The sequence below is a fragment of the Seongchinamella unica genome (assembly GCF_004354085.1).
Taxonomy (GTDB): Bacteria; Pseudomonadota; Gammaproteobacteria; order Pseudomonadales; family Halieaceae; genus Halioglobus; species Halioglobus unicus.
In genome coordinates this window covers 16158-28790 of the sequence record NZ_SMSE01000001.1, presented here as the reverse complement: position 1 = coordinate 28790, position 12633 = coordinate 16158, and the positions used below count along the sequence as shown (strand labels likewise).

Annotated in this window: 13 protein-coding genes and 1 pseudogene; 12 read left to right on the top strand and 2 right to left on the bottom strand. The window is 55.1% G+C overall.

The features are described 5' to 3' along the window. The first annotated feature begins 31 nt into the window (after positions 1-31). From E2F43_RS00150 to E2F43_RS00095, 12 genes are all read left to right on the top strand, one after another. Positions 32-1225 (top strand): mandelate racemase/muconate lactonizing enzyme family protein, encoded by a 1194-nt coding sequence (locus E2F43_RS00150; RefSeq protein ID WP_133208871.1) that lies wholly within the window; start codon positions 32-34, stop codon positions 1223-1225. Positions 1226-1294: 69 nt separating this feature from the next. Further along, positions 1295-1615: a wax ester/triacylglycerol synthase domain-containing protein gene (locus tag E2F43_RS19395; RefSeq protein ID WP_338054584.1), complete on the top strand. Its 321-nt coding sequence runs from the start codon at positions 1295-1297 to the stop codon at positions 1613-1615. Continuing rightward, positions 1600-2007 carry a wax ester/triacylglycerol synthase domain-containing protein gene (locus E2F43_RS19390; protein WP_165954131.1) on the top strand — a complete coding sequence of 136 codons (408 nt, stop codon included), beginning with the start codon at positions 1600-1602 and terminating at the stop codon, positions 2005-2007. The genes E2F43_RS19395 and E2F43_RS19390 overlap by 16 nt, the downstream gene beginning before the upstream one ends. Positions 2008-2158: 151 nt before the next feature. Further along, complete coding sequence (locus E2F43_RS00135; protein WP_238946668.1) at positions 2159-2377, top strand: hypothetical protein; 219 nt, start codon at positions 2159-2161, stop codon at positions 2375-2377. Positions 2378-2597: 220 nt separating this feature from the next. Further along, on the top strand, positions 2598-4187 hold the full coding sequence (locus E2F43_RS00130) for an amidohydrolase family protein (RefSeq protein WP_238946667.1): 1590 nt from the start codon (positions 2598-2600) through the stop codon (positions 4185-4187). Positions 4188-4385: 198 nt separating this feature from the next. Next, complete coding sequence (bla, locus tag E2F43_RS00125) at positions 4386-5384, top strand: class A beta-lactamase (protein ID WP_133208869.1); 999 nt, start codon at positions 4386-4388, stop codon at positions 5382-5384. A gap of 130 nt (positions 5385-5514) precedes the next feature. Beyond that, positions 5515-7011, top strand: coding sequence for a serine hydrolase domain-containing protein (locus E2F43_RS00120; protein ID WP_238946666.1), 1497 nt, complete (start codon positions 5515-5517; stop codon positions 7009-7011). A gap of 303 nt (positions 7012-7314) precedes the next feature. Next, positions 7315-8982: a M81 family metallopeptidase gene (locus tag E2F43_RS00110; RefSeq protein ID WP_133208867.1), complete on the top strand. Its 1668-nt coding sequence runs from the start codon at positions 7315-7317 to the stop codon at positions 8980-8982. Positions 8983-9004: 22 nt separating this feature from the next. Then, positions 9005-9139, top strand: a complete 135-nt coding sequence (locus E2F43_RS19385) for a hypothetical protein (RefSeq protein ID WP_275259499.1) — start codon at positions 9005-9007, stop codon at positions 9137-9139. Between the two features lie 14 nt (positions 9140-9153). After that, positions 9154-9687, top strand: a complete 534-nt coding sequence (locus E2F43_RS00105) for a threonine/serine exporter family protein (RefSeq protein WP_165954130.1) — start codon at positions 9154-9156, stop codon at positions 9685-9687. Between the two features lie 54 nt (positions 9688-9741). After that, on the top strand, positions 9742-10323 hold the full coding sequence (locus tag E2F43_RS00100) for a hypothetical protein (protein WP_133208865.1): 582 nt from the start codon (positions 9742-9744) through the stop codon (positions 10321-10323). 39 nt (positions 10324-10362) lie between these two features. Next, a complete protein-coding gene (locus E2F43_RS00095) occupies positions 10363-11400 on the top strand; it encodes a phospholipase A (RefSeq protein ID WP_133208864.1) in 1038 nt (345 codons plus the stop codon). Positions 11401-11513: 113 nt separating this feature from the next. Here the strand turns inward: E2F43_RS00095 and E2F43_RS19155 are convergent. Further along, positions 11514-11633, bottom strand: a pseudogene (locus E2F43_RS19155) (IS3 family transposase); the annotation flags it as partial. A 412-nt stretch (positions 11634-12045) separates the two neighbouring features. Next, on the bottom strand, positions 12046-12603 hold the full coding sequence (locus E2F43_RS00090; protein WP_133208863.1) for a carboxymuconolactone decarboxylase family protein: 558 nt from the start codon (positions 12601-12603) through the stop codon (positions 12046-12048). Positions 12604-12633: the final 30 nt, after the last annotated feature.

The following is a 12633-nucleotide window of genomic DNA, read 5'->3' as shown; positions in this document are numbered from 1 at the left end:
GTAAAAGCGCGAGGTTCCGAAGGAGTACAATATTAAAATCACAGATGTAAAAACCTGGGCTGTAGCGACTCCTCCGCCTCACAAAGGAGGCGCATACTGGATATTTGTCAAGTTGACGACTGACAATGGGATATCCGGCTACGGTGAAGTCTACGGCGTACCCTTTGGGCCCGGTATTGTCCGCAAGATGATCGAGAACGTGTTCGAACGCCATGTGGTGGGGCAGAGCCCGTTTGATATTGAAAAAATGTGGCGCATCATTTACTCGGCCGGATTTGTGCAGCGCCCTGATGTCAGCACCGGAGGAGTCCTCTCAGGTATCGAAATCGCTTGCTGGGATATCATTGGGAAGGCTTTGGATCAACCCATCTACAACCTGATGGGAGGGAAGGTGCATGAGAAGTTGAGATCGTATACCTACCTTTATCCTGACGTTGATGAATTGACCGCAGAGAAATTTCATGGCGATGCAGCTGCGGCACCCAAACGCTTACAGCATTACATGGATATGGGCTTTACCGCTGTCGGTTTCGATCCGGTAATGCCGATGGGTTCTTTCGATCCGCGCCAGCTTTCCCTCGAGGCCCTGGAAGGCGCGGAGCAGCTGATGCAAAGTTTGCGCGAGGTGGCGGGAAGCAAGTGTGATTTGATGATCAAGACACATGGTCAGCTAACCACGTCAAGTGCAATTCGTCTTGCCCGCCGCCTGGAGAGGTTCGATCCGCTCTGGTTCGAGGAGCCTGTACCGCCATGCAATCCTCAAGAAATGGCGCGCGTTGCCCGCTCCACCACCATTCCAATCTCGGGCGCCGAACGGCTGGTCAGCCGTTTCGAGATTTCGAAAGTGCTGGAGGCGCAGGCGGTTCAAATCCTGCAGCCGGCCCTGGGTCGCGTGGGCGGTATTCTGGAGGGTAAGAAGCTCGCTGCTATGGCCGAGGCACATTATGCGCAGTTTGCACCGCACCTGTATGCCGGTCCCATCGAAGCCGCAGCGAACATTCAGTTATCTACCACCCTGCCGAACTTTCTGATTCTCGAAAGCATCGACAACTTCGACGGCTTTTTCAACGACTTGCTTACCACGCCGATTCAGTGGGAAGACGGGTATGTAACCGTCCCCGACCGGCCGGGTCTTGGCTTTGAACTGAACGAAGCGCTGGCTGATGCCAACCCTTATATGGGAGAGAACGCCTTCCCTCCGATGGCTGAAGCGCCCATTTTCTAGTCAAAAGCCGCGAAAAGCGCTTAGTTAGTACCGGATAATAAAACTGGTAACCAAAAGAAAAAGTTAAGCATTATTGACAGCGCATTCCTGAAGATGGAGAGCAGGGAAACGCCCATGCACACGGGCGGTTTTAATCTGTTTACCCGGTCCGAGGGAGCCGACGAGCAGGAGTTCCTGCCGGACCGGCAGTTTGCCGTTTACGCCAGGTTCCATCCCGCGGCTCTCGACGGTGTGGGCACCGCACACCTGCTGCGGAGTATGTGGTCCACAGACCCCAACGGGCGTATCCACTATTCGCCGCTGTCGATGGCGGCCAGAGATCGGTATGTGGCCACATTTGTGCTGATGCCCCGGCCGAGCAGGAATTTCGTAACGTGGCGGAGGCGCTGAAGGCCACCTTCGACAGTAGTGCAAACCTGCTGGGCGCGCAACGTACGTACTTCGGCGCCTGGACCGGTTCTGGCGGGTCCCTGCTGGTGCCATGGCAGAATGTGCCCCGTTCTCTAATCAACACCAAGGTGGATGGAGCACGCCGCTTTGTCGCCCAGTCCTGGCCTTTTGCCCACATTTGCGCGGTCGGCAAGGCGCTGGATGGTACCTTCAATGACGCGGTACTGGCCATGTGTGCCGGTGGCCCTGTGCAGCTTCCCCAAGAATTACGGCGAATTCCCCCGGGAGTCGCTGAAGTCGAGGCTGCCGGTTACCATTCACCCCAGGTGTTCTTATCTACAACCAGGCTGGTGACGCCACGAGATAGATTGGATTTTGTCCAGGCGGGATGATTTATCTTTGATCTAGGCTATTGACGCCGCCAATTAGCTAAGATACCGTCCGGATAGTAGGTTCTGTGCTGCCCATGGGATCCCGCCCCCTCTACGATGGCAAGCTAGTCCATCCGCGTAGTGCAGATACCCACGTCAAGGTGCTCTGCGTATGGTGCGTGAAGAAAAGAATACGTCGTCTATGAAAGGTATTTCCGAGTTGAGCTATCTGCACGCCAAATATTTTGACGAGTTGGGCGGCTGTAGCCAGTTCAGAACCAAGGGTCGGGTGCAGGTGGGTGCTGATGCCGACATCGTCGTTTCAATCCGGATACGGCCTCAGACAACAGCAAATACGCGTCTGGCAAGGACGCGTTTCCTTCAATACTAGAAAGTTCGCATTTACACCGTGTTTAGAGCATGGGGTGAATAGGTAACAAAGAAGTGAAAGTCGTTCAGTAAATTTATACTTATGCAGGTATTGCTGCTTCAGATTTGGGTCTATTTTTAGCGAATACATACAGTAGAACTCATGAGGATTGGGTTTAGGTTTTTGCGTAAAAGTGGATTCGATGTTCGAGCCGGGAATTGGAAAACGGAGAAGTTAACTAATGTCTAGAACGAAAATTTTTGCGTTCTCACTCATTCTCAACGCACTGGCGGCACCCACGCTGTTTGCCCAGGACTATGATCTGGTGATCATCGACGGTCGGGTCATGGACCCTGAAACGCTGTTTGACAGTGTCGCCAACGTCGGTATCAAAGATGGCCGCATTGCCGAAATCAGCAAGAAACCGCTGAAGGGTGCCAAGACGATAGAGGCCGCCGGCCATATAGTGGCGCCGGGCTTCATCGACACCCATTTCCATTGGCAGACGCCAATCGGCTACCGGATCGGGTTGCGCGACGGGTTGACCAGCAGCATGGATTTCGAGGCGGGCTGTGCGGGATCATATATTGCGGCCTGGTACGAGGCGCGCGCTGGCGTGACCCAGGCCAACTATGGCTGCGCGGTCAGCCACGAAATTGCCCGCGCGATGGTGATCGACGGGTCAGAGGGCGATTACCTGATAAACGGTCCCATTGCCGCTCTTGAAACCCGGAAGAATGCGGGCTGGAGCGTGACGCGCCCGACCCTGGAACAGAGCAACGCGATTCTTGAAGAGATTGACAAGGGTCTGCAGGCGGGCGCGCCGGGCATCGGCAGCACCGTGGGTTATATGAGAGAGGGCGTCTCCTCCCGCGAGATGTTCGAGGTGCAGAAAGTTGGCGCTCGCTATGGCCGCCCGACTGGCGCACATACACGCTATACGCTTGGCACCGATACGACCGAGAACAACGGTGCGCAGGAACTCATTGCCAACGCCCTGGCGCTTGACGCCCCGGCGATCGTCCTTCACTTCAACAACCCGGGTTGGCGCCTTGCCCACCAAATGATTGTTGGGCTTCAGGAACAGGGCCACAACATCTGGGGTGAAATCTATCCCTACGCTGCGGGTTCCACCACGTTGAATGCCTCTTTTCTGCAGCCGGATAGCTGGATCGACGATCTGGGCAACCGCTATGAGGATACCGTGCAGGATCCGGTCACGGGTAAGTTCTATACCTTGGAGACATTCAAGGCCGACATGGCTTCCAATCCGACCAAACCGATCGTCGTATTCAAGATGCCCGCCGAAGATCCGCCGAAATGGCTGACGCTGAAGGGCGTCACCGTGGGCAGCGACGCGCTTCCTGCCGAACCGCACTTCGGCCCGTGGGATTTCCCGCTGGAGAAGCTCGGCAACACCCACCCCCGCGCGGCTGGCTCCCGAGGCGCGACGATCCGGCTCGGTCGGGAACACAACATCCCCATGATGCAGCTGTTGTCGATCCTCAGCTATAACGCTGCCAAGCATCTGGGCGATACCGGCCTGACGTTCATGCAAGAGCGCGGCCGCATCCAGACCGGCATGGTCGCCGATATCGTGGTCTTTGACCCCGAAAACTTCACTGACAATTCAACCTACGAGAAGGGTGCCGTCCCTTCAACGGGCATGAAAGCCGTGATCGTCAACGGTGTTGTCTCCGTTCGCGACGACAAGGTGCTTCCTGTCTTCCCGGGCCAGCCGATCCGGTTTGAACCCGAAGCCAAGCCACGCTTCGAGCCTTACTCGGAAGCTGCGTGGAATACCGAATTCTCGACCGGGATGCCGGATTAGGATGTCACGTCTGCCGTCCCGGCGAAGCACGGCAACTGAGTGTGGCGTGAACAGGCAAGAAGACGGGATCATGCAGTTTTTGATCTCCGTCTCCTGGCTGCTATTCGCCCAGGTCTTGCGCGCAGGCTGCGCGTTCCGGGGCATCAACACCGAATGGGACAGTCCTGAAACCTGTATCACAGGAAGGAGATATCTGGAATGAAACTTCGCAACATCATCATGGCTCTTGCGGTTTCCGCGGCGGCCATATTCAGCCCAGCGTACGGCCAGACATCAGACGGCAAGCCTGTTGCCGCCGCGATTGAGCAATTCGCGGCGAAGCTTGTCGGGCGCATCGGCTTTGCGGCGCAGGAGATCGGCAGCGACGAAGTCATCGCGTTGAATGGCGATGAAACCTTCCCCATGGCCAGCACCTACAAGGTGGCGATCGCCACTGCGATTCTGGACCGCGTGGACAGGGAGGAACTGAGCCTCGACCAGATGGTCGAAATCACACCCGACATGATGATGATCGGCGACGCTGCGCTTAGCGACACATTCGTGCATCCAGGGCTTCAGCTTTCGGTGGCGAACCTGATGGAGATCATGATCACGGAGAGCGACAACACGGCGACCGACACCTTGATGGGGCAGGCTGGCGGACCCGCGGCAGTGACCGAGAATCTGCGCAGGCTCGGGATCACCGATTTCAGGGTCGATCGGCTGACCGGCGAGATCATCGGGGAATTCTATGGCCTGCCGGGACCTGCCACGATGAAAGTCGCCACAGAGGCCTTCAAGGCCCGGCCGGAGCTTGCGACGATCGTAAGTGACCGCAATCTGGACTTTGAGGCGGACCCCCGCGACCACGCAACGCCCCTTGCGATGCTGAAACTCCTGCTTGCCATCGACAGCGGCACGGCGACGAGTGCCGAGAGCCGCGACTTCCTGATTGATGTCATGTCGCGCACGCGCACCGGCGCTGGCCGGCTCAAGGGGCTGCTGCCGAAGGGTACGCCCGTGGCGCACAAGACCGGAACCATTGGGGGAGTGGCCAATGACGTCGGTTATATCACGCTCCCCGACGGTCGTCGGTTTGCAATCGCTGTGTTCACCAAGAGCAGCGAGACATCGGAGGCTAACAGGGATCGGGCAATTGCTGAGGTCGCCCGCTCGCTATACGACTACTACTACGTTGGGCAGATGGCGAAGCAGTAATCGGGGAAACTTCGCCGTGCAGGCTCTGCCAGTGCGATCTTGCGCGGCGAAGACAGAACTCCCCAGGAAGAACCATCGTTATACCGACAGGAGAAAACCAGTGAGGAATCCAATGAAAAGGAAAAATCCAGTGAAGGCCCTGATGAAACCATTATTCACCCTAATTGTTACGTCATCACTTGGCTTTCAGCCAGCACTAGCGCAGAACAACCAACAGTTCATGACACAGGAGGATGGCCAGGCGACCTTCGATGCGGTCGTCGCTGAAGCTTCTGGACTGATTAAGGAAATGCACATACCGGGACTTGCTGTCGGGGTCATCCATGGGCCCAACTCCTACAGCACCGGCCTCGGTGTCACCAAGGTAGGCACCGACGAGGCCGTTACCCCTGATACGCATTTTCAAATTGGCTCTGTGACAAAAACCTTCCTGTCGACGGTGGCCATGCAGCTGTCCGAACAGGGCGATCTGGATTTGAACGCGCGTGTCGTCGACATCCTGCCGTGGTGGAGGGTTGCGGATTACGACGCAACGTCGAAAGCGCGGGTCGTTGACCTGTTCCACCATCGCGCTGGCTGGTATGGCGACCATGGGTTCCTTCGTGTTCCTCCGGGTGGATCGATATCCGAGAAGGTCATGCTCCAGGGGGCTTACATCCCGCAGATCTATCCGTTTGGTCAAACCTGGATGTACAACAACACCAGTATCACCTTCGCGACCCATGTGGTGTCGCATGTCGGCGGAAAGCCGATCGAGACCCTGATCGAAGAGTACCTGTTCGCCCCGCTCGGCATGGATGCGTCATCCTTTAATTACGACACCACCCCTCCGGCTGAAAATTACGCATGGGGTCATCCGCCGATCTACGGGGAAGGCAGCATCAGTGATCTAAAGCCGTACTACATTCCGTTGATAAGAGAGTCCGCAGCCTCCGGCGGGATCCGTTCTACGGTTACCGACATGCTGAAATACGCCCGCTTTCAGCTGGACGGCAAGGACACCTCCGGAAACCAGCTGTTGTCGGAAGAAGCACTGGACTATGCCCACGCTCCGGCAGTCGAGGCTGAGGCCGGCGACTTTACCGGGCTGACATGGTTCGTCCACGACTACGACGGGGTCATCAGTCCCAGCCACGGGGGGAACTGGCCCGGCACGCGTTCTTTTCTGCAGCTGATCCCGGATCACGACTTTGCCGTGGTGGTTTTGGTCCACAGTGATCGCGGAGTCGAGGCCTACAAAAAAGTTGCGAACGCAATGGTCAAAGCCTTCACGAAAATCGAGGCCGACTCTCCGGTCGCAGCGGGCGTTGATCCGTCTGTGCTCGACCCCTTCGTCGGCGTCTTCAAGGGTAATTCCCAAAACATCGAGATCCGCAAAGAGGGCGACAAATATGTGTTTGTCCAGTTCTCCGCATTGACCAAGGGAGCGGATCCCGCGCCGGCCAATGTGGCCAACACGGCCGAGGGCTTTTTCATCATCACCGAAGGCCCGAACGAGGGAGCCCTTGGCGAATTGCTCGAAGATCCGTCTGGCGCACTCAACTACGTGCGATTCAACCACCGGATCTTCATTCGCGGCGACGGGCCGGTCGACGAATTCCCGGCCACCGGTTCTGTCTTCGACTAACCGGGGCGACATCAGCCACGGATTCGGTGGGGGGCGATCCTGCACGGCGCAGATTGACTTCTCCACCGAACCCGCTGCATCGACAACAGGACAAATCCAATGCGGAAACTAAATAAACCTAAGGAACCTGACCACGGCGCTTGTCGTCGCGGTGAGCTTCGCCCTGCCGACGGCTGCTCAAGAACCCACCGGTCAATTCTGTTCACGAACGTCAACGTCTTTGACGGCGTGAACGGGGCCCTGATCGAAAACTCTGTAAAAACACTTTTCACTTAATTATCGTATAGGTAGCAATCAAAGCTCATGAAACGTAGAAAATTTATTACGCTTGCTGGCTCTGCGGGTATTGCTGCAGCATCGTCACCTTTACTTGCGTTCCGGGGGGACAGTGAGAAAGAAATGCCAAATTCAAAAAAATTAAGAGTGTCCTATGTTGGCTTTTTCCATGAAACCAACACCTACCTCACCGAAGGCATGGGCGAAACTACGCTGGACAGAATGCGCGTTTTCCGCGGCGATGAGATCAAGCAGCAGATAAAAGGAACTGCCATTGGTGGAGCCGTTGACGTATGCGAGGAAGAGGGCTGGGAGCTGCTTCCCGGTGTTATGTATTACATAGACTGGTGCTTTAGCACGGTGAATGATCAAGCTTGGGCAGATGCGAAAAAGGACATCTTGCACACGCTGAAAACACAGTTGCCGATGGATATCGTCTACCTGTCTGTCCACGGTGCCGGGATGGTGAATAGCACGCACGATCTTGAGGGAGACTTGGCGGAGGCGGTCAGAGCCCTGGTCGGAAAGGACACGATGATCGTCTGGTCGGGTGATCTGCATGGCAAGATCACCGACAAAATGATGGATAACATGAATTTCTTCAGTGCCTGCAAACAATATCCTCATATGGATATGAATGCGTGTGCACGTGATGCCATGTATCGTGGCGCTGCAATCCTGGCAGGAGAATCGCATCCTACCCCCGCCTATCGCAAAGTGCCCCTGATGATGGGCATGAGCAATACCGAAGAGCAGGGCACCTTTGCAAATCGTCTGAAAGAAATGTGCATTGAAATAGAACAGCGCCCCGGCGTTCTCAACTGCTCTGTGATGCATGGTTTCCCCTACCAGGACAGTGATTTTTGTGGCGTGTATCCGATGGTCACGACCGAAAATGACCTCGAGCTGGCACAGGAACTGGTGGACGAACTGGCGCAGTGGATATGGGATCACCGGAAAGAGTCCATTATCCCATTAGAGACTTTGGACAAAACGATGGGCACGGTGCTGGCCATGCTCGAGAGGGACGGCCATTATGTTCGTCAATTGCCAACGAAAGGCGATGTCATCGACCATACCCCGATCGTGATTGGGGACGCTGCGGATAATCCGGGTGGCGGAGCCGGCGGTGGCGGCACCCACCTACTGAAGGCCCTGATGGAGACCAAAGGCCTGGGGAAAGTCGCTTTCATGTCCATACACGATCCGGAAACCGCAAAGGCCGCAGTCGCTGCCGGTGTCGGAGCAACAATCGATGTGAGCCTCGGTGGCAAATTTGAGAAATTGGCGGGCGAACCAATCAAGACCAAAGCCTATGTCAAGTCCCTTTCCGATGGGAATGAGATCGTTCGCGGGGGGACCGCTTTCAACGGCCCATTCCAGCTTGGCCCTACCGCCAGGTTGGTCATCGAAGCGGCGAATACGGTAGATGTCATCGTTATTTCCGGCCTATGCCAGACCTATGATGATACGCAGGGACGGCCGCATGGCATCATCATTCAGGAATATGACGTTATAGGTGTCAAAAGCGGGATGCACTTTCGAGCGTTCTATGAAAACTTCACCGATAAGTTGTTGATCGCTGATGTTCCCGGAACAACCAGCCGCGATATTACGCTTTTCGAGCACACCCAGCTAACGTATCCCATCTACCCTCTCGACGAAAGCGCAACGTTTGATGTTACGGCTACGTGAAAATTTTCGATGGAAAAACCGAATGGCCAAAGATATTCAAGCGCCGAAAGGAGCTGACGGTATAGAAGGCAATGTCAAAACCATAATGCCAGGCATGATCGATGTGCACTGGCTCGATGCTGGTGTATTTGATTCGTGGCGAATTCTCGGATTTTGAATAGCAGGTATCATGTGGTCGGAAAAACCGCTGCCGAAGAGTTTCAGGGACTCGCAAGTGTTTCCTTCGAGGAAGCGTGGCGATATATCGTCAAGATAGGACTCGCGGCCCATGGATACGGTTCCACCGCTGGCCGGCTGGAGTCCTTCCTTGCATGTCTTTCCAGGAAGTTAGGCTACGAGGGGGTATTCAGGTCGACCCCGTCGTATATCGTCTTTGCTGTGCGGGAAAGGTCCTATGCACCTCAGCGCGTCGATCTCGACAAGCTGGCGCGCCTGGGCGACCCGTTACAGGACATGACAGCCGGCACGCTGTCGCTCGCCGGCTCTTCTGCCCGACTCGACGCCATTGACAAGTTGCCGCCACCGTGGGGAAAGTTTGCGAGCATGCTGGGTTACGCCTTTCCTGGAAAGGGGCTGGCGCCGCTACTTCAACTCACCCAGGGAATCGCGCTTACGCCAATTTTCCAGGTCATCCAAAATCCGATCCTCAATCCAACTGATGACTGGAGCACATTTTTCGGCCTCCGCCTGAGGGCCGCTTTATGATCCAATCCCAAAACAAACTAGCATCCCTGTCACGAGCAAAATAAGGGAAACCGTATGAAGCGAGACACAACGTTGTTAGCAGGATTGGCGCTCGCTTTGGCGGCTACGGGCGTTTCAGCGCAGGACGAGCAGAGCAATGTAGAGATCGCGCGAGAGCTGGCCAATCCCAATACCACCCTTGGCATTCTCAATTTCAACCTGGACTACACCAGCTATAAGGGCGACCTGACCGCGGCCGACGGTCAGGAGGCATACCGCGTTAGGGTCCAGCCCGTGCTGCCTTGCCCGCTGAGGGAAGGAGTCAATCTCTTCGTTCGTCCCAACTTTCCAGTGTTGTACGAGCAGCCGATTCCCCGGGTTGGCGACGCGGATTTTTTTCCTACAGGCGACGGCCAGTTCGGCATTCTGTCGGGGGCATTCAACGATTCTGGTGTGGCACTGGGCGACATCGGTTGTGACGTGGCTATCGGTAAAACACTCCCGAGCAAAATGGTTCTGGTCGGTGCTGACAGCCCTGGGCCTGATTTCCAGATTCGCTTTTCGCTGGGCCCCCGTGGTTCCACTTTACTGATAGCAAGTCTTGCGATGAAGAATAACAACCTGAGTCTGTACACTTGGATGTCAAGGATGGCGTAAGTCAATCTGAATCTTTCTACCGCACGACAGGAGCAGTTGATGAAAATGAAATTTAGAGCACCTCAGTTTGCCGCTTGGGGTCTGGCTTTGCTGATTGCCAGCCCTCTAGTTGCACCCTCGCCCGTATTGGCAAGCGATCTGGACAGGTGCATGTTAAAGGCCATTGCCACTGCGGCCGAGTCGACCAGCATTGGGGAACTTCGCAAGGCTTGTGCGACTGCCCTGGACAGATTATCTACAGAAGAAGAGAAAGTTTTAACGTCTTTGCCTGTATACGAACAACAGGATGTTATTGCTTCTCGCTACGCTGTTGAGTCGGAAATCGAGGAACGTCCCTTCGCTATCACGGCTAACCTGCCCAACTACATCCTGTACACGGTCATGGACAAACCCAACCAGGCCCCGTTTGAAGACCAGACCGACGTAGCCCATCCTGTGCAGGACGATGAAATGCAGTTTCAGGTCAGCATAAAGGCACCGGTATGGCGGCAGATGTTCGGAACCAATCTCGACACATTCGTTTCTTACACTTCCAGGTCCTACTGGCAGTTGTTCAATGATAAATTTTCTGCGCCGTTTCGCGAGACGAATTACGAACCGGAGATCACCGTGCGAGACTTCAGAGAATACGATTTACTGGGCTTTAAGATTGCCGGGTGGTCGCTGGGCTTCAACCACCAGTCGAACGGGCAGAGCCAGCGGTATTCCAGGAGTTGGAATCGCATAATGGCCAAAAGCGCTATCTCCATCACCGACGATCTGGGGGTCCTGGCCAGGGCCTGGTACCGGATTCCTGAAGACGAGGAGGACGACGACAATCCGGGAATGCATCGTTACTACGGGTACGGTGATCTGCGCGCGGTCTGGGCGCCCAATCGCAATACCATTACCGCAATGCTGCGTCCCGGCACGCGGGAGACATCTTTCGAACTGACCTGGAGCTACCCCATCAGCAAGGTATTTCGCATCTACGCGCAATACTATAACGGCTATGGCGAAAGCCTGCTGGACTATGATTTCGATATGGAGCGTTTCGGCATCGGGATTGCAATGAACGATTACCTTCAGCGTTTCTGATCACCCTCATTGAAGAAAGTCACGATTGCATCATCGGAATGTCTATTCACTCTGGACCAGCCTGCGACCTTACGTGAGTATAGGTCGACCACAGCTGCGAGATAGAGCCATCACTGCCAGGTTCGAATGTAAGTAATGTCGGTCACCCGGACGGTGTCCGGGAGGTTGGCGGTGAAAGCCCGCTTCAGTTTGTTCGGTGTGATAATCGGGTGCCTGCCTTGGATAACGCGCGGCGCACCGGCCTTAAGACCTTGATGGCCTTCTTCCTGCCCCTGGCGAAATGGTGACTTATGCTGGAACTGGAAGCGGAAATCGGCCGCGACAATGTTTCTGCCATCGGTAGCCGCTGATATCGACTATCCTATTGCTACCGGGTCATATCAGTTTCGCCAGCGTGGTCAGCAGGTCAAAAAATAGGAAAAAGACCTATCGCATGCGTTCCGAGAGTAATCTTGCTCTCCTAAAACCGCAACCATCAACTCTCTGATTTCACAGATGAAATGACAATGCGCCAGGGACGGATTGCGGAGGCGGCGTTGCGTGCAATGGAGTAGCAAAGGGAGTTGCCGCCCGCCTTCGAGTATCTCTGTTACCTCAATTTATCCCACGTGTTCGATTCTTATGAAGAGTGAACGTGTCGAAACCCTAATAAGGATCTGTTTCAGGCCTGATCAGTGAGACCAGCATTGCGACCGACGTGTATAGCCCAACCAGCTGCGTCATTTCAACAAGCTCAGCTGTCGAGAAATGCTCACAAGCCTGCTCGAATACCGGGTCTGAGACTGACAAGGTCGACACCAGCTCGTCCGTCATCGAGATCAGTGAGAGCTCTGCAGCGGGCCACAGTGTCCTGTCGACAGTTTTGTTCTTTAGATTGCCGATCTCTGCTCTTGTGAGACCCATCTTTTCTGAAATTGTTCGTTCGTGCAGATTGAACTCGTATTCGTTCCCGGCCAGCGTACAGGTACGTAGAATAAGTAGTTCACGAAGCCGTGACGGTATCGTTTTCCGGTCCATCAGGCCGGTCGGACCAATAAAACGCATATCGATCATATCGATAAACAGAGATTCATTGCGAGCCACACTGCGGTACAGGTTTGGTGAAGGTAATGCAGCGGGAAATATTGTAGCCATTTTCGACTTAAGCGGTTCCTTTAGATCTACATCAACCGGCTCTATCCTCGGCCTGCTTTGCTCGGTCATCCAGTGTCTCCTTTGAGGGCTATCAAATAA

What these genes read in the sequence shown, in the direction of transcription:
- E2F43_RS00110 (WP_133208867.1), top strand. Translation starts at nt 7,315, where the DNA reads ATGAAACGTAGAAAATTTATTACGCTTGCTGGCTCTGCGGGTATTGCT.
- bla (WP_133208869.1), top strand. Translation starts at nt 4,386, where the DNA reads ATGAAACTTCGCAACATCATCATGGCTCTTGCGGTTTCCGCGGCGGCC.
- E2F43_RS00095 (WP_133208864.1), top strand. Translation starts at nt 10,363, where the DNA reads ATGAAAATGAAATTTAGAGCACCTCAGTTTGCCGCTTGGGGTCTGGCT.
- E2F43_RS00100 (WP_133208865.1), top strand. Translation starts at nt 9,742, where the DNA reads ATGAAGCGAGACACAACGTTGTTAGCAGGATTGGCGCTCGCTTTGGCG.
- E2F43_RS19385 (WP_275259499.1), top strand. Translation starts at nt 9,005, where the DNA reads ATGGCCAAAGATATTCAAGCGCCGAAAGGAGCTGACGGTATAGAAGGC.
- E2F43_RS00130 (WP_238946667.1), top strand. Translation starts at nt 2,598, where the DNA reads ATGTCTAGAACGAAAATTTTTGCGTTCTCACTCATTCTCAACGCACTG.
- E2F43_RS00090 (WP_133208863.1), bottom strand. Translation starts at nt 12,603, where the DNA reads ATGACCGAGCAAAGCAGGCCGAGGATAGAGCCGGTTGATGTAGATCTA.
- E2F43_RS00135 (WP_238946668.1), top strand. Translation starts at nt 2,159, where the DNA reads ATGGTGCGTGAAGAAAAGAATACGTCGTCTATGAAAGGTATTTCCGAG.